The organism is Streptomyces xanthophaeus, from assembly GCF_030440515.1.
GTDB lineage: Bacteria > Actinomycetota > Actinomycetes > Streptomycetales > Streptomycetaceae > Streptomyces > Streptomyces kutzneri.
In genome coordinates this window covers 2,580,783-2,596,593 of record NZ_CP076543.1, presented here as the reverse complement: position 1 = coordinate 2,596,593, position 15,811 = coordinate 2,580,783, and the positions used below count along the sequence as shown (strand labels likewise).

The window sequence follows — 15,811 nt, the reverse complement described above, 5'->3', positions numbered from 1 at the left end:
TTTCATCGCGATCTTCGTAAGGTCGGTACATGACCGTTGTGGACCAGACCCCGAGCGAGCCGACGGACGCCCGAGGGCGCGTGGCCGAGCTGCACTCCCTGCGCGAGCAGGCCAGGCGCGGCCCCAGCGACCGTGCGACCGAGACCCAGCACGCGAAGGGCAAGCTGACCGCGCGTGAGCGCATCGCGCTGCTGCTCGACGAGGGTTCGTTCCGGGAGGTCGAGCAGCTGCGCCGGCACCGGGCGACCGGGTTCGGCCTGGAGAACAAGAAGCCCTACACGGACGGTGTGATCACCGGCTGGGGCACGGTCGAGGGCCGCACGGTCTTCGTCTACGCGCACGACTTCCGCATCTTCGGCGGTGCGCTGGGCGAGGCCCACGCGACGAAGATCCACAAGATCATGGACATGGCCATCGCGGCCGGTGCCCCGCTGGTCTCCCTCAACGACGGCGCCGGCGCCCGCATCCAGGAAGGCGTCTCGGCGCTGGCGGCTACGGCGGCATCTTCCAGCGCAACACCAAGGCCTCGGGCGTCATCCCGCAGATCTCGGTCATGCTCGGCCCCTGCGCCGGCGGCGCCGCGTACTCCCCGGCCCTGACGGACTTCGTCTTCATGGTCCGCGAGACCTCGCAGATGTTCATCACCGGCCCGGACGTGGTCCGCGCGTGACCGGCGAGCAGATCACCCAGAACGGCCTCGGCGGCGCCGACGTCCACGCCGAACCTCGGCGTCGCGCACTTCGCGTACGACGACGAGGAGACCTGCATCTCCGAGGTCCGCTACCTCATCTCGATGCTGCCCTCCAACAACCGCGAGAACCCGCCCGTCCACGAGACGAGCGACCCCGCCGACCGCCGCAGCGAGGTCCTCCTCGACCTGGTCCCCGCCGACGGCAACCGCCCGTACGACATGCTCAAGGTCATCGAGGAACTCGTCGACGAGGCGACGTCCTGGAGATCCACGAGCGCTGGGCCGCCAACATCATCTGCGCCCTGGCCCGGCTGAACGGCCAGGTCGTCGGCATCGTCGCCAACCAGCCCGGCCACCTCGCCGGTGTCCTGGACATCGAGGCCTCCGAGAAGGCCGCACGCTTCGTCCAGATGTGCGACGCCTTCAACATCCCGATCATCACCCTCCTGGACGTCCCCGGCTTCCTGCCGGGCGTCGACCAGGAACACGGCGGCATCATCCGCCACGGCGCCAAGCTCCTCTACGCGTACTGCAACGCCACCGTCCCGCGGATCTCGCTGATCCTGCGCAAGGCCTACGGCGGCGCGTACATCGTCATGGACTCCCAGTCCATCGGCGCCGACATCACCTACGCCTGGCCGACCAACGAGATCGCCGTGATGGGCGCCGAGGGCGCGGCCAACGTCATCTTCCGCAAGCAGATCGCGGACGCCGAGGACCCCGAGGCCATGCGCGTGCGCATGGTCAAGGAGTACAAGGCCGAACTGATGCACCCGTACTACGCGGCCGAACGCGGCCTCGTCGACGACGTCATCGACCCCGCCGAGACCCGCGAGGTCCTCGTCAGCGCCCTCGCGATGCTCCGCAACAAGCACGCCGATCTGCCGTCCCGCAAGCACGGCAACCCGCCGCAGTAACCGCGAAGGAGACCTGCCACCACATGAGCATCACCGCCGACACCCTGCTGAAGGTCGAAAAGGGCAACGCCCAGCCCGAGGAACTCGCCGCGATCACCGCGATCCTCCTCGCCCGCGCCGCCGCCACGCCCGAGGAGACCCCGGTGCGCGTGCCCGGCCAGGCCGGCTGGCGCCGCCTGGAGCGCACGCCCGGCTTCCGCGCCCCGCACAGCTGGCAGGGCTGAGTTCCCGAGCCCCGAAGGCCCCGCACCCGTCCAGGGTGCGGGGCCTTCCGCGTACCCCCGCGGGGGCGCCGTACGCGCGAGACCCCGCAGGCGCCCGGGGAACACGCGGGAACCGCCCCATGGCGAAGGCCCCCGCGTCGTGTGACACGGGGGCCTGTCGGGTGCGGCAGGGCTGCTACCGCAGGCGCGCCATGAGGGCGTGCTCGACGAGCGTGATGAGCGCGCTCTTGGCGTCCGCGCGGTGGCGGGCGTCGGTGGTGATGATCGGGGCGTCCGGGCCGATCTGCAGGGCCTCGCGGACTTCCTCCGGCGTGTAGGCCTGGTTCCCGTCGAAGCCGTTGAGGGCCACGACGAACGGCAGGCCGCTGTTCTCGAAGTAGTCGACGGCGGGGAAGCAGTCGGCGAGGCGGCGCGTGTCGACGAGCACGACGGCGCCGATGGCGCCGCGGACCAGGTCGTCCCACATGAACCAGAAGCGGTCCTGGCCCGGGGTACCGAAGAGGTACAGGATCAGGTCCTGGTCCAGGGTGATGCGGCCGAAGTCCATGGCGACGGTGGTGGTCGTCTTGTCACCGGTGTGGGTGAGGTCGTCGATCCCGGCCGAGGCGCTGGTCATCACGGCTTCGGTGCGCAGCGGGTTGATCTCGGAGACCGCGCCGACGAACGTGGTCTTGCCCACGCCGAAGCCGCCCGCCACCACGATCTTCGCGGAGGTGGTGGAGCGAGCAGGAGCCGCTCCGCCGTTAGAGCTTGCGAAGTCCACTGAGCACCCTTTCGAGCAGTGTCACATCTGGCTGGCCACCGGCAGACTCGTCGCCGCCGGGCTGGTGAATGGCGACAAGGCCCGCCTCCGCCAGGTCGGCGACGAGGATGCGGGCGACACCAAGAGGAATGGAGAGAAGTGCCGAGATCTCCGCGACGGATTTGATCTCCTGGCACAGGCGGCAGATGCGCTGGTGCTCGGGCAACTGCCCTTGCAGACGCGCGGGATCCGCCGTGGTACTGACCAGCGCCTCGATGGCGAGCTGGTAGCGCGGCCGAGTACGGCCGCCGGTCATCGCGTACGGACGCACCAGCGGGTTGTGGGCCTTCGGCGCCGGCTGCCGCGCGGCGCGCGGAGGCGGCTGCTGAGGCATCTGGTACTGGGGCTGCTGGGGCTGTCCGTACGGCTGTTGCTGGTAGGGGTTCTGCTCCGGCACGGGCCGGCTCGGTGCGGAGGGAAAGTTGAAGCGGTTCTGGTCGTGCCCACCCTGCGGCTGCTGCGCGCCGCCATAAGGATGTCCTCCGGGTGTTGTCACGTTTCCTCCTCCGACTCCAAGTACGCAGTACTCCCTGTGGAACCGCGCCACCGCACCCTATGGTGCGATGGCGCGAAACGCACTGCCTGTCTGCTAGTTGAGAAGACTTCCTTGCAGCTCGGCGCGCAGATCCGGGGTGAGGACACTGCCCGCGCGATCCACCAGAAGAGCCATCTCGTAGCCCACGAGGCCGATGTCGCACTCCGGGTGCGCGAGCACCGCGAGGGACGAACCGTCCGAGACGGACATGAGGAAAAGGAATCCCCGGTCCATCTCGACCACGGTCTGGTTGACGGCGCCACCCTCGAAGATGCGAGAGGCACCGGCGGTCAGCGAGGTCAGTCCGGAGGCCACGGCCGCCAGCTGATCGGCGCGGTCGCGCGGAAATCCGTCGGACATCGCCAGAAGAAGGCCGTCGGCGGAGACCACCACCGTGTGGGACACCCCAGGGGTGTTGTCCACGAAGTTGGTGATCAACCAGTTCAGGTTCTGTGCCGCCTGGCTCATCGGGCTCACACTAACGCTCCTGGTCATAGCTGTTACTTGACTGCTCAGAACCCGCGCTGCGTCCCTGCTGGACACCGCGCCGCAGATTGCTCAACCTGCCGCGGACGTCCTCCGGAGCGCGGGAGACCTGGGGGCCGCCCTGCGGGGTCGTCTCCGCTGCGCCCTCGACCAGGTTGGCCTTGGGCACGCGCCGAGGGAGACCGGACGGGGTGACCCCGCCCGCCTTCGGCTCACGGAGCTTTCCGGCCTGCTGCCAGCGTTCGTCGTTGCGCGAACGCCAGGCGGCGGAACCTTCAGTTCCCTCCGGCGCCCGCTCCGTCTCGGCGGGCTGCTGCTGACGCGGCGACCGCTGTTCGAAGAGGGATCCGGTGGACTCCGCTTCCTGCTTCCCGGGCGGCCACTGCTGCTGGCTGCCGCGTCGCGGCAGGCCCGCTCCGGTCATCGCGTGACCGGTGTCGGCAGCGGCACCCGGACGGTCGAAGCCTACGCGCTCCGGAGCCGGTTCGGGGACGGCCTGGGATTCCGATTCAGTCCCGTAATCCTGCTGGTAGGCAGCCGGATACGTGTTCTGTTCGGGCCATTCAGCCTGTCCCGACCCGGCTTCGAAGCCATTGTCGTAGCCCTGAGTGGCCGGCTGCTGGTCCGGGTAACCGTCTTCCGTATAGCCGTAGTCCTGCTGCGGGTACGCCTCGTAGCCCTGCTGTGCCTGCTGGGCCTCGTAGGAGGTGTCGTAGGCCTGCTCGGACTGCTGCTCGTAGCCCTGGTACTCCTGGTACCCGTGCTCCGGCTGAGGTTCCGGATACTCCTGGGCGGAGTACTGCTGCTGTTCCTGCGGGTAACCCACCTGGGCCGCCAGCGCGGCCCGGCGCTCCTGCTGTCCCAGGGACCGGCCGACCGGGTCGGCGGTGAGGCCGTCGGGGCCCTGCTGGTCGTACCGCGAGTCGTCGAAGCCGAGCTCGGCGGCGGTGCGCAGCGGGGCGGCCTGCTGGGCCTGCTGCTCCGGGATGATCTGCGAGACCGTGAAGTCGTCGTCCGGGATGCCCTCGCCACCGCCACCGTGGGTGATGGCGTCGGGGAGCATGACCAGCGAGGTGGTACCGGCAGCCTCGCCCGAGGGGCGCAGCTGGACGCGGATGCTGTGGCGGTCCGCCAGTCGGCCGACCACGAACAGACCCATGCGCTGCGAGATCGCGGCGTCCACGGTCGGCGGGTTGGCCAGCTTGTGGTTGATGTCCGCGAAGTCCTCGGCGGTGAGGCCGATGCCCTTGTCGTGGATCTCGACCATCACGCGGCCGTCGGGCAGACGCGTGGCGTTGACGCGGACCTTGGTCTGCGGGGAGGAGAACGTGGTGGCGTTCTCCAGGAGCTCGGCGAGCAGGTGCACGAGGTCGGTCACGGCCTGGCCGTGGATCTCGGCCTCCGACACGCCGGAGAGCTCGATGCGCTCGTACTGCTCCACCTCGGAGGAGGCGGCGCGCAGCACGTCGACGAGCGGGACCGGCTGGTCCCAGCGGCGGCCCGGCTCCTCGCCCGCGAGGATGAGGAGGTTCTCGCCGTTGCGGCGCATACGGGTGGCCAGGTGGTCCAGGCGGAAGAGGTTCTCCAGCTGGTCCGGGTCGGCCTCGTTGTTCTCCAGGTCGGTGATGAGGGTCAGCTGGCCCTCGATCAGCGACTGGTTGCGCATGGAGAGGTTCGTGAAGATCGCGTTGACGTTCCCTCGCAGGAGCGCCTGCTCGGCCGCGAGCCGTACCGCTTCCCGGTGGACCTGGTCGAAGGCGCGGGCGACCTCGCCGATCTCGTCCTGGGAGTCGATGGGGATCGGGTGGACACGGGTGTCCACCTTGCCGGGATCGGTGCGCGAGAGCTGGTCGACGAGCATCGGCAGGCGCTGCTCGGCGATGTCGAAGGCGGCGGAGCGCAGGCGGGCCATCGCGCGGCCCATCTGGCGGGCCATCATGCCGGCGAGGATGAAGGCGGCGAGGAGGGCCACGACCACGATGGCGCCGTTGACGATGGCGTCGGTGCGGGCGTCGTCGGAGATCGCGACGGCTTCCTTGACGGCCTTGTCGAGGAGTTCCTTCTCGACCTCGTCGTAACCGTCGAACTTCGCGGTGGCGGCGGCCTGCCAGAACGCGGGGGTCGCCCCGGTCTCGGAGAGCTTCTTCTTGCTCTCGCTGTTGGCGATCGCGTCGGTCATGCCGGCGAGTGCGGAGTCGTTGATCGTCGGCGGGGGTATGAAGCGGACGCCGGCCTGCTCGGCCTGGTGCTTCGCGTCGGCGATCTTGGCCTTGCCCTCTTCGGACTTCTTGGCCATGACCGCCTTGAGGCGGTTCACGTCGTCCTCGGTACCCGCCGCGACGTACTCGCCGATGGCGATCTCTTCGAGGTAGGCGTAGGAGGAGAAGGCGACGAGCTGGGCCTTGCGGGTGTTCTCGTCGGTGCTCGGGCGCACCAGCAGGTGCGTACCGACGGCGCGCTGCAGCGAGTTCGCCGCCTTGGCCAGCTGGATCGCGTAGACCATGCGGCCGTACGAGGTCACGTTGCCGGTGCCGAGACCGAGCTCGTTCGAGAACTGCATGAGGTAGTGCTGGACCAGCACATAGCCCTCTTCGGTCGGGATGGGGCCGGCCGCGTTGGGCAGATTCTTCTTGGGGCTCTCCAGGGCCGCCACGTACGCCTTGTCGCGTACGGCGTCGAGCTTGGGCTCCTCCGCGCGGAAGAGGTCCAGGCGCCGCTCCAGGCCGAGGTTCTTCGGCATGTCCTTGACGGCCTTGTCGAACTTCTCCTTGGCCGCGGCGGTGTCCGCGTAGGCCTTGAGGACCTTGGCGTCCTTCGTCTGGCCGTTCAGGAGGGGCTCGGCGGTCAGGTCACGCTCGTTGAGCAGTGCCTGGCTGTAGCCGGAGGCCGCCTGGACGACCATGGCTATGTTCTCGGCGTCCTTGGCCTCGTTCCAGGTGTCGATGGAGCCCTTCACCTGGAAGCCGCCCATGACCAGACCCACGAGGGCCGGCACGAGCAGGATGGCGTTCAGACGGGTCGGCACACGCCAGTTGCGGGGCGAGAACCTGCTGCTGCTCCCGCTGCTCGCGGGCGGGTCCACGGGCACGTCGACGGGCGACGCGGCCGCTCGCGGCGGCGGGGTGAAGTTGCCGCGCGCGGGTTCATCCGCGGGGCTTGCGATGCTTCGCCTCACTCGACCAACAACCTCTCGGCGGTGCTACTAGCTAGTTCGTTGAATTCCAGCACGGTTAACGGCCGTGTTCCAAACAGTTGAATCCGGCCGTACCCAGAAGCTTATGCCCTACATAAACCGGACATAAAGAGCGTCCTGCGGCAAATATGGGGGCAGTTGTGCGCGCAGTGGCACCAGGCGACCGCACCCCGTTGCCGAATGGCAATAATTCTCTGTCGAAACGTTATGAACGACAGGGGCGGGCCGTGTCGTAAGACACAGCCCGCCCCTCCCGCACGACAACTGAAACCGTGTTACTTGAGCCGCGCCATGAGGGCGTGCTCGACGAGCGTGATGAGCGCGCTCTTGGCGTCCGCGCGGTGGCGGGCGTCGGTGGTGATGATGGGAGCACCGGGGCCGATCTGCAGGGCCTCGCGGACTTCCTCCGGGGTGTAGGGCTGGTGTCCCTCGAAGCCGTTGAGGGCCACGACGAACGGCAGGCCGCTGTTCTCGAAGTAGTCGACGGCGGGGAAGCAGTCGGCGAGGCGGCGCGTGTCGACGAGCACGATCGCACCGATGGCGCCGCGGACCAGGTCGTCCCACATGAACCAGAAGCGGTCCTGGCCCGGGGTACCGAAGAGGTACAGGATCAGGTCCTGGTCGAGCGTGATGCGGCCGAAGTCCATGGCGACGGTGGTGGTCGTCTTGTCACCGGTGTGGGTGAGGTCGTCGATCCCGGCCGAGGCGCTGGTCATTACGGCTTCGGTGCGCAGCGGGTTGATCTCCGACACGGCTCCGACGAACGTGGTCTTGCCCACGCCGAAGCCGCCCGCCACCACGATCTTCGCGGAGGTGGTGGAGCGAGCTGGAGCCGCTCCGCTAGATGTTCCGAAGGCCACTGAGCACCCTTTCGAGCAGCGTTACATCCGGCGTGCCGCCGGCCTCTCCATTGCCCGGCTGGTGGATGGCCACCATTCCGGCCTCCGCCAGGTCGGCGACGAGGATCCGGGCGACACCGAGCGGCATCGACAGCAGTGCGGAGACCTCGGCGACCGACTTGACCTCGCGGCACAGCGTGCAGATGCGCTGGTGCTCCGGGAGCAGGCCGGACAGGTGCATCGGATCGGCGGTGGTGCTGACCAGAGCCTCGATGGCGAGCTGGTAGCGGGGCCGGGTCCGGCCGCCGGTCATCGCGTACGGACGCACCAGCGGCTGATCGCCTTCCGAGTACGAGTCTCCGTACGAATCGGAGTAGGCGGGGGGCGGGGTCATTGATCCTCCGGGCTGGACAGCAGTGGTCAGCGTGCCGTCTTACGGGGCGGCCGGTGGGGGGAACGGGATGACGGCCTGGCGGGCGTACTGGATTCCGGGGCGGGGCCCCGATCTCCCGGCCGGTAGTACCGTCCGGCCGGGAGAGTGGGAAGTCAGCCGAGCAGACTTCCCTGCAGTTCGGCACGCAGGTCCGGGGTGAGGACACTGCCCGCGCGATCCACCAGAAGAGCCATCTCGTAGCCCACGAGGCCGATGTCGCACTCGGGGTGCGCCAGTACGGCCAGCGAGGATCCGTCCGAGACGGACATGAGGAAGAGGAAACCCCGGTCCATCTCGACCACGGTCTGGTTGACGGCGCCGCCTTCGAAGATACGGGAGGCACCGGCGGTCAGCGAGGTCAGTCCGGAGGCCACGGCCGCCAGCTGATCGGCGCGGTCGCGGGGGAATCCTTCGGACATCGCCAGAAGGAGTCCGTCGGCGGAGACCACCACCGTGTGGGACACCCCGGGGGTGTTGTCCACGAAGTTGGTGATCAACCAGTTCAGGTTCTGTGCCGCCTGGCTCATCGAACTCAACTAACGCTCCTGCTGGTAAGTGGGGTCGATGTGGTAACTGCCGGTCGCCGGTCCGTTGTTGCCGGCCTGACGGCCCTGCTGGATACCGCGTCGGAGGTTGGTCAGACGGCCGCGGACGTCGTCCGGCGCCCGCGAGACCTGCGGACCCGCCTGCGCCTCGGTCTGCTGCTGCGCGGTGCCGGCCACGAGGTTCGCCCGCGGGACCCGGCGGGGCAGCCCCGAGGTCGTGATGCCGCCTGCGGCGGGCTGACGCACGCGTTCGGCCTGCCGCATCAGCTCGTCGTTCGGCGAGGACCGCCAGCTGACGGTCGGCGTGGTGCCGGTCGCCGTGACGGCGGACTCGGCCGCCTGCTCCTGGCCGCGCTGCGGCAGCGGCTGCTGCTGCGCAGCCGCCGGAGCGGACTGCTGGCCCTGCTGGGGGATCGCCGTGCCCGGTCCCTGCGCGGGGGGCTGCTGCCCCTCCTCGCGGAACCAGTTCGACTCCAGGGTGTCGAAGATCGGGCTGCGGGCGTCGCCGGAGCTCTGGGCCGGGGGCAGCGCCTCCGGCCGGTGTGCCTGCGGCAGCCGCGGGGTCTCGGGGCGCGCGGCCGGTGCGGGTGCGTACCCGTTGCCGGCCTGCGGAGCCTGAGCCTGGGGCTGCTGCGGGGCGTAGCCGCCGACACCGGGGCCGCCGGGACGCTGGGGCTGGTAGCCCGGGCGCTCGAACTGTCCGGTGGTGGACGGGTTCATGGGGCCCCGCACGTCCGGACGCTCGAACTGTCCGGTCGTGCTGTTGCCGCCGTCCGCCTGGGGCATCGGGGCGTTGAAGTCCGGGCGGGCGAACTCGGCCGTCGAGCCGGGGCCCGACAGCTCGTCGTGACCGCGCGCCTGGTCGCTGCCCCAGCTGGTGGTCTGCGGGCCGGGGAGCTCCGCACGAGGAGCGCCACCGCGCGGCGGCAGCTGCGGCCGGGGTCCGTTCGAAGCCGGTGCCGCGGGCGGGGCCGGCTGCTGGGACTGCGACTGCTGGGACTGGTGCTGCTGAGGCTGCTGGGGCCGCTCGAAGCCGTTGCCCTGCGGGTATCCGGTCGGACCGGAAGCCGGACGGGCCTGCGGGCCACCGCCGAAGCCGGCACTGGCGACCGGACCGCGGGCCGGCAGCGGTGCACCGGAACCGAAGGCACCCTGGCCCTGACCCGCGGTGGTCGGACCCTGCTGCGGACGGCCACCGGGACCACCCTGCTGCGGGCGGCCACCCTGCGGGCCCTGCGGACGCTGGCCGGCGCCGTCGCGGCCCGGCAGAGCGGCGCGCTGGCCGCCACCGGCGACCTGACCGCGCTGCGGGCCCGAGCCCACCGACGGACGTGCGGCCGGACCGCCCACGGCACCCTGCGCGCCGGGAGCACCCGGAGCGCCACCGGGGCCGCCCTGACCACCCTGGCCCGGCATGGGAGCCGGCTTCTTGCCGCCCTGGGCGACGTCCACCGGCAGCATGACGAGGGCCGTCGTACCACCCGAGTCGGAGGGGCGCAGCTGGATCCGGATGCCGTGTCGCAGGGACAGGCGGCCGACCACGAACAGGCCCATGCGCCGGGAGACGGAGACGTCCACGGTCGGCGGCGACGCGAGTCGCTCGTTGATCGCGGCGAGGTCCTCGGGGGAGAGGCCGATACCGGTGTCGTGGATCTCGACGAGCACGCGGCCGTCGGGCAGTGCGTGACCGGTGACCTTGACCTTGGTCTGCGGGGAGGAGAACGAGGTGGCGTTCTCCAGCAGCTCGGCGAGGACGTGCACGAGGTCGTTGACCACGCGGCCGGCGACATCGGTGCCGGGCACCGAGGCCAGCTCGACGCGCTCGTACTGCTCCACCTCGGAGGCGGCGGCACGGAGCACGTCGACCAGCGGGACGGGGCGGGTCCACCGGCGGCCCGGCTCCTCGCCCGCGAGGACGAGGAGGTTTTCGCCGTTACGGCGCATGCGGGTCGCGAGGTGGTCGAGCTTGAAGAGGGAGGACAGCTGGTCCGGGTCGGCCTCGCGCGACTCCAGTTCGGAGATGAGCGAGAGCTGACGCTGGATGAGGCCCTGCGAGCGGCGCGAGAGGTTGGTGAACATCGCGTTGACGTTGCCTCGCAGGAGGGCCTGCTCGGCGGCGAGTCGGACGGCCTCGCGGTGCACGTCGTCGAATGCCGCGGCCACCTGGCCGATCTCGTCGCGGGTGTGCACACCGACCGACTCCACGGACGTGTCCACGTCCTGCGGGTCGGACTCGGAGAGCTGCTTGACGAGCTCGGGCAGCCGGTCCTGCGCGACGCGCGTCGCGGTGTCCTGCAGGCGGCGCAGCGAGCGGATCATCGAGCGGGCCATGACGAAGGCGCCGACGAGGGAGACACCGAGGACGAGGAGGATCAGGGCACCGTTGATGATGGCGTCCTGCTGGGCCTCGTTCTTCAGCTCACGGGCCTTCTGCTCCATCTCCTCGAGCAGGGTCAGCTCGATGACCTTCATGGCCTGGAGCTTGGTGCCGTCGGCGTCGTACCAGTCGAGCCAGGAGCGGTTCTTCTCCCGGAGGAACGCGTCCTGGCTGGCCAGGACGCGGCGGGAGTAGCCGTCGGCGGTGGAGATCTCGGAGTTGCTGTCGCCCAGACCCGCGAGGAGCTCCTCGGTCCGGCCCTGGTAGACGAGTCCGAAGGTCGTCTTCGCCTGCTGCTCGCCCTTCTGGGCGGAGAGGGCGTAGAGCCGGTCGTTCTCCTTCAGCTCACCCTGGCGCTCGTTGGTGTCGGGGAGCGAGGCGGCGATGATCGCGCGCTGGATGGAGGCGTACTCCTTGGCGGCGGAGAACGCGGCCAGGGCACGGGTACGCTTGATCATCTCCGGGTTGGAGGTGGCCTGCGCCATGTCCTGGGAGAGCGAGAGCAGCGAGACGATGACCGCGTTGTACTCACTGACGGTCTGCTGGGCGCCGTTGACGTACGCCCGGGTGCGGATCGTCTCGATGTTGGTGAGCTGACGGCCGATCTGCAGGACGTTGTTACGGATCGACCGGAGCGTGTCGTCCTTCGCGCCCGTGCTGTCGACCTTGTCGGTCGCGGCGGCGAAGGCCTTGGCAGCGGTGTCCGTCTGCTGACGGACGACGTCGACACTGCTGGTCGTCTTGCCCCGGGAGAGGGAGAGCGGACCTGCGGAGAGGTCGCGCTCCTCCTGGAGCATGGCGGCCAGGTTGGTGGCCTGTCGCGTCATCGTCGTCAGCAGCTGCATGTGCTCCAGCTGTGCGATGTCGTTGAGCGAGTCGTTGATACGGAAACCACCGAGCGTGGTGGCGGCGACGACCGGCAGGGTCAGCAGCGACACCAGTCGCGTGCTGATGCGCCAGTTCTGCATGGCGAGACGAGAACCGGGCCCGTTCGGGGCCTTCGGTATCGCCTCGTCCTGCTCAGCCGGTCCGGCAGGCGCGGGGGATCCGGCTTTCGCCTTGACCCTGGCCTTCACGGACTTCCCACGGCCCTTCGCCTTCACCGCGGCGGAGGTGTCGGGGCCTGCGCCTTCGACAGCCGGCCCGCGGTTCTGGGCGTGCTGGGGCGAGGAGCCACGGTCGGTCCCGCCGCGCGGCTCCTGCTCCGCCGCAGCGCTGCCATCCCTCTTGAATCGTCCCTGCACTAGCGTCGCAACCTCTGGACCAGGCGTCCCGCCGGGAGACCGGTGGGACGGTGTCGAGTCGTGGGGCACTTGCCGCCCCATGGTGGTCGTCGGTGACCGGCGCGTCTTCCTCTCTTTGCCACCGCGCTCGGCGCGGTGTCGCGCCACCTGCGCGCCGGCTGATTCCCGCGGCGGTCCCGCGAATTCCAGCACAGTGGAGGATCTCCAACAAGGTGCGAGTGTCGGCCCGGAGAGTCGGTTACGGCTTGTGACAGAAGCGCTACGCGATGTGCGACTGCATTCGGTAGAAACCGGACTTACGCCATCCAAACAACGGGGCCGTCAAGGTGTCCCAGTCGAGATGATCAGGAGCGGAATGACGCATTCAGTGGCGCAATGTCCGTTTCGGGGGGTGAAGTTGACTGTCCATTATGTCGGTAATGTCGGGTCAAGGGTGAGCAAACTCACATAGCCGTGGCCATTACTTCCCGGTTCGCCGGGGGATTCAGATGTTTAGCCTTGCCCCTTAAAGGGTTGGCGCCAGGGTTGGTGCATGCGACAACCGACACCCATAGATCGAACCGAGGACCCCGAACTCCGATGAAGACGACGACGATGTTCCGCAACATAGCCAACCCCCGCCGCACGACCCTCGCGCACCTCAAGGACGCCGAGGAACTGCAGGCGGCACCGGCCACCCCGGAGCACGCCGTCGAGCTGCCGACGCAGACCGCGAACCCGCGCCGCACCGTCCTGATGAACGTGCCGGTCGCCGCCGCCGCGGAGTAGCCACCCCTCAAGGAACGTGAAGCGCCGCTGCCCGCCGCGTTAGCCTGGGGTCCGCAGACTCCAGCCAGCGGAAATACAGAGGGGCAGACGCAACAGGTGCGCATCGCCAGGTTCTCGATCGACGGCAACGTCGCGTTCGGCGCGGTCGAGGGCGACGGCGCCCCCGGCGACGACTCCACGCTCGTTCTCGACATCATCAAGGGCATCCCCTTCGCGGACTTCGAGCTCTCGGGCACGAAGGTCCCGATGAGCAAGGTCCGACTGCTGCCGCCCGTGCTCCCGAACAAGGTCGTGGCCATCGGCCGCAACTACGCGGAGCACGCGGCGGAGCTCGGCAACGAGGTCCCCGACGCCCCGATCACCTTCTTCAAGCCCTCCACCTCGGTGGTCGGCCCGGGCGACCCGATCACGTACCCCTCCTTCTCCCAGGACCTCCACCACGAGGCGGAGCTCGCCGTGGTCATCGGCCGCATGTGCCGCGAGGTCCCGAAGGAGCGCGTCAAGGACGTCATCCTCGGCTACACCTGCGCCAACGACGTCACTGCGCGCGACGTCCAGCAGCGGGAGAAGCAGTGGGCCCGGGCCAAGGGCTTCGACAGTGCCTGCCCCCTCGGCCCCTGGATCGAGACCGACCTGGACCCGAGCGATCTGACCATCCAGTGCACGGTCAACGGCGAACAGCGCCAGCTCGGCCGTACCAGCGACATGGTCCGCTCCATCGAGGACCTGATCGTCCACATCTCCGAGGCCATGACGCTGCTGCCCGGCGACGTCATCCTCACGGGGACCCCGGCCGGAGTCGGCCCCCTCAACGTCGGCGACGAGGTCGCCGTCACCATCGAAGGCATCGGCACTCTCACCAACAAGGTGATCAAGCGTGGTTAACGGACCTGTCCGCGTACGTTTCTGTCCCTCCCCGACCGGCAACCCCCACGTGGGCCTGGTCCGGACCGCACTCTTCAACTGGGCGTTCGCCCGCCACCACGGCGGTACGTTCGTCTTCCGCATCGAGGACACCGACGCGGCCCGTGACTCCGAGGAGTCCTACGACCAGCTGCTCGCCTCGCTGCGCTGGCTCGGCTTCACCTGGGACGAGGGCCCCGAGGTCGGCGGCCCGCACGCCCCGTACCGCCAGTCCGAGCGCATGGACATCTACGCGGACGTCGCGAAGAAGCTGCTCGACGGCGGCTACGCGTACCACTGCTACTGCTCCACCGAAGAGCTCGACGCCCGCCGCGCGGCCGCCCGCGCCGCCGGCAAGCCCTCCGGGTACGACGGTCACTGCCGCGAGCTCACCCAGGTACAGGTCGAGGCGTACCAGGGCGAGCACCGCCCGGCGATCGTCCGCTTCCGGATGCCCGACGAGCCGATCACCTTCACCGACCTCGTCCGCGGCGAGCTGACCTTCACCCCGGAGAACGTGCCGGACTTCGGCATCGTCCGGGCCAACGGCGCCCCGCTGTACACGCTGGTCAACCCCGTCGACGACGCGCTGATGGAGATCACTCACGTCCTGCGCGGCGAGGACCTGCTGTCCTCGACCCCCCGGCAGATCGCCCTGTACGCGGCGCTGATCGAACTGGGCGTCGCCAAGAGCACCCCCGCCTTCGGCCACCTGCCGTACGTGATGGGCGAGGGCAACAAGAAGCTCTCCAAGCGCGACCCCGAGGCCTCGCTCAACCTGTACCGCGAGCGCGGCTTCCTCCCCGAGGGCCTGCTGAACTACCTCTCGCTCCTCGGCTGGTCCTTCTCCAAGGACCAGGACGTCTTCTCGATCGAGGAGATGGTCTCGAAGTTCGACATCGACGGCGTGAACGCGAACCCGGCCCGCTTCGACCTGAAGAAGGCCGAGTCGATCAACGGCGACCACATCCGCCTGCTGGACCCGAAGGCCTTCGCGGACGCCTGCGCCCCGTGGCTGCAGGCCCCGCACGCCAACTGGGCCCCCGAGGACTTCGACGCCGAGGCCTGGGCGCGGATCGCCCCGCACGCCCAGACCCGGGTGACCGTCCTGTCGGACATCACGGCCAACGTCGACTTCCTGTTCCTGAAGGAGCCGGTGGAGGACCAGGCCTCGTGGGACAAGGCGATGAAGGGCGAGCCGGCCGCGCTGCTCACCACGGCGCGCGCCAACCTGGAGTCGGCGGACTGGGCGGACCCCGAGTCGCTCAAGCAGGCCGTCCTGACCGCCGGTGAGGCCCACGGCCTCAAGCTCGGCAAGGCCCAGGCCCCGGTCCGCGTGGCCGTGACCGGCCGCACGGTCGGCCTGCCGCTCTTCGAGTCCCTGGAGATCCTGGGCAAGGAGCGCTCGCTGGCCCGTATCGACGCGGCGCTGGCGAAGCTCACCGCGTAGCCGCTCCCGTACGAAGACCAGGCCCGGACCCCCCGAGGGGTCCGGGCCTGAGGTCTGTCCCGGCCGCGGCGACCTTGTTCAGGTGCAGCTCGCGCAGTTCCCGGGGCACCTCGGCATCCACCGCGATCTTCGCCCGCCGGATTTCCGGACCGTCCTGGAATTCCACCACCGCCGGCGGATCCGTCGGCGACGCGTACGAACAGCCCTTTTCCTTCAGGCCCCGACGGCCCGCGAGTGTTCGGAATCCTTGCGGAAGCCGCGCCGCGTCCTCCCGCGGCGTTCTCTGTGCCGAGCATCCGGCCAGAACGGGCCTGGCGAGCACGGCAGTTGCCACGCGTCTCGTCGTCATGCCGTCCGTGCGGGCCCTGCGCGGGGCTGTGGTGCGGTATCCGCCGAGGTCGGAA

The 15,811-nt window shown here is 69.5% G+C and carries 15 protein-coding genes; 7 read left to right on the top strand and 8 right to left on the bottom strand.

Annotation, left to right across the window (positions count from 1 at the left end; translation table 11 throughout):
* Window positions 1-29: 29 nt before the first annotated feature.
* From KO717_RS10975 to KO717_RS10960, 4 genes are read left to right on the top strand one after another with little or no spacing between them, the layout of a single operon-like run.
* Window positions 30-599 (top strand): carboxyl transferase domain-containing protein, encoded by a 570-nt coding sequence (locus tag KO717_RS10975; protein ID WP_301366300.1) that lies wholly within the window; start codon window positions 30-32, stop codon window positions 597-599.
* Window positions 554-670 carry a carboxyl transferase domain-containing protein gene (locus KO717_RS10970; protein WP_301366299.1) on the top strand — a complete coding sequence of 39 codons (117 nt, stop codon included), beginning with the start codon at window positions 554-556 and terminating at the stop codon, window positions 668-670. Before KO717_RS10975 ends, KO717_RS10970 begins: the two co-directional genes overlap by 46 nt.
* A complete protein-coding gene (locus tag KO717_RS10965; protein WP_301366298.1) occupies window positions 667-1,608 on the top strand; it encodes an acyl-CoA carboxylase subunit beta in 942 nt (313 codons plus the stop codon). Before KO717_RS10970 ends, KO717_RS10965 begins: the two co-directional genes overlap by 4 nt.
* A 23-nt stretch (window positions 1,609-1,631) precedes the next feature.
* Complete coding sequence (locus tag KO717_RS10960) at window positions 1,632-1,832, top strand: acyl-CoA carboxylase subunit epsilon (protein WP_301366297.1); 201 nt, start codon at window positions 1,632-1,634, stop codon at window positions 1,830-1,832.
* A gap of 175 nt (window positions 1,833-2,007) precedes the next feature.
* On the opposite strand, the gene KO717_RS10955 is transcribed toward KO717_RS10960, so the two are convergent.
* The 8 genes from KO717_RS10955 to KO717_RS10920 form a co-directional block, all read right to left on the bottom strand.
* Complete coding sequence (locus KO717_RS10955) at window positions 2,008-2,595, bottom strand: GTP-binding protein (RefSeq protein WP_215149809.1); 588 nt, start codon at window positions 2,593-2,595, stop codon at window positions 2,008-2,010.
* Window positions 2,576-3,130, bottom strand: coding sequence for a DUF742 domain-containing protein (locus KO717_RS10950; RefSeq protein ID WP_301366296.1), 555 nt, complete (start codon window positions 3,128-3,130; stop codon window positions 2,576-2,578). Before KO717_RS10950 ends, KO717_RS10955 begins: the two co-directional genes overlap by 20 nt.
* A 93-nt stretch (window positions 3,131-3,223) precedes the next feature.
* Window positions 3,224-3,637 (bottom strand): roadblock/LC7 domain-containing protein, encoded by a 414-nt coding sequence (locus KO717_RS10945; protein WP_030037347.1) that lies wholly within the window; start codon window positions 3,635-3,637, stop codon window positions 3,224-3,226.
* A gap of 10 nt (window positions 3,638-3,647) precedes the next feature.
* Window positions 3,648-6,830 (bottom strand): sensor histidine kinase, encoded by a 3,183-nt coding sequence (locus KO717_RS10940; protein ID WP_301366295.1) that lies wholly within the window; start codon window positions 6,828-6,830, stop codon window positions 3,648-3,650.
* Window positions 6,831-7,123: 293 nt separating this feature from the next.
* Window positions 7,124-7,708 carry a GTP-binding protein gene (locus tag KO717_RS10935; RefSeq protein ID WP_266605322.1) on the bottom strand — a complete coding sequence of 195 codons (585 nt, stop codon included), beginning with the start codon at window positions 7,706-7,708 and terminating at the stop codon, window positions 7,124-7,126.
* Complete coding sequence (locus tag KO717_RS10930; protein WP_030014827.1) at window positions 7,689-8,081, bottom strand: DUF742 domain-containing protein; 393 nt, start codon at window positions 8,079-8,081, stop codon at window positions 7,689-7,691. The genes KO717_RS10935 and KO717_RS10930 overlap by 20 nt, the downstream gene beginning before the upstream one ends.
* Window positions 8,082-8,233: 152 nt before the next feature.
* Window positions 8,234-8,647, bottom strand: coding sequence for a roadblock/LC7 domain-containing protein (locus tag KO717_RS10925; RefSeq protein ID WP_030708442.1), 414 nt, complete (start codon window positions 8,645-8,647; stop codon window positions 8,234-8,236).
* Window positions 8,648-8,656: 9 nt separating this feature from the next.
* The gene (locus KO717_RS10920; RefSeq protein WP_301366294.1) at window positions 8,657-12,286 is read right to left on the bottom strand and encodes a sensor histidine kinase; all 3,630 of its coding nucleotides are present in this window, start codon (window positions 12,284-12,286) and stop codon (window positions 8,657-8,659) included.
* A 579-nt stretch (window positions 12,287-12,865) separates the two neighbouring features.
* Between KO717_RS10920 and KO717_RS10915 the strand changes: the two genes are divergently transcribed.
* From KO717_RS10915 to gltX, 3 genes are all read left to right on the top strand, one after another.
* Window positions 12,866-13,054: a hypothetical protein gene (locus KO717_RS10915; protein ID WP_150259656.1), complete on the top strand. Its 189-nt coding sequence runs from the start codon at window positions 12,866-12,868 to the stop codon at window positions 13,052-13,054.
* Window positions 13,055-13,150: 96 nt separating this feature from the next.
* The gene (locus tag KO717_RS10910; protein ID WP_030009261.1) at window positions 13,151-13,939 is read left to right on the top strand and encodes a fumarylacetoacetate hydrolase family protein; all 789 of its coding nucleotides are present in this window, start codon (window positions 13,151-13,153) and stop codon (window positions 13,937-13,939) included.
* Window positions 13,932-15,407 carry a glutamate--tRNA ligase gene (gene gltX / locus KO717_RS10905; protein ID WP_301366293.1) on the top strand — a complete coding sequence of 492 codons (1,476 nt, stop codon included), beginning with the start codon at window positions 13,932-13,934 and terminating at the stop codon, window positions 15,405-15,407. The genes KO717_RS10910 and gltX overlap by 8 nt, the downstream gene beginning before the upstream one ends.
* Window positions 15,408-15,811 lie beyond the last annotated feature (404 nt).

Bases quoted from the DNA above. Each gene is read 5' to 3' on its own strand.
- KO717_RS10975 (WP_301366300.1), top strand. From the start codon at position 30: ATGACCGTTGTGGACCAGACCCCGAGCGAGCCGACGGACGCCCGAGGG.
- KO717_RS10970 (WP_301366299.1), top strand. From the start codon at position 554: ATGCTCGGCCCCTGCGCCGGCGGCGCCGCGTACTCCCCGGCCCTGACG.
- KO717_RS10960 (WP_301366297.1), top strand. From the start codon at position 1,632: ATGAGCATCACCGCCGACACCCTGCTGAAGGTCGAAAAGGGCAACGCC.
- KO717_RS10945 (WP_030037347.1), bottom strand. From the start codon at position 3,637: ATGAGCCAGGCGGCACAGAACCTGAACTGGTTGATCACCAACTTCGTG.
- KO717_RS10930 (WP_030014827.1), bottom strand. From the start codon at position 8,081: ATGACCCCGCCCCCCGCCTACTCCGATTCGTACGGAGACTCGTACTCG.
- KO717_RS10925 (WP_030708442.1), bottom strand. From the start codon at position 8,647: ATGAGCCAGGCGGCACAGAACCTGAACTGGTTGATCACCAACTTCGTG.
- KO717_RS10915 (WP_150259656.1), top strand. From the start codon at position 12,866: ATGAAGACGACGACGATGTTCCGCAACATAGCCAACCCCCGCCGCACG.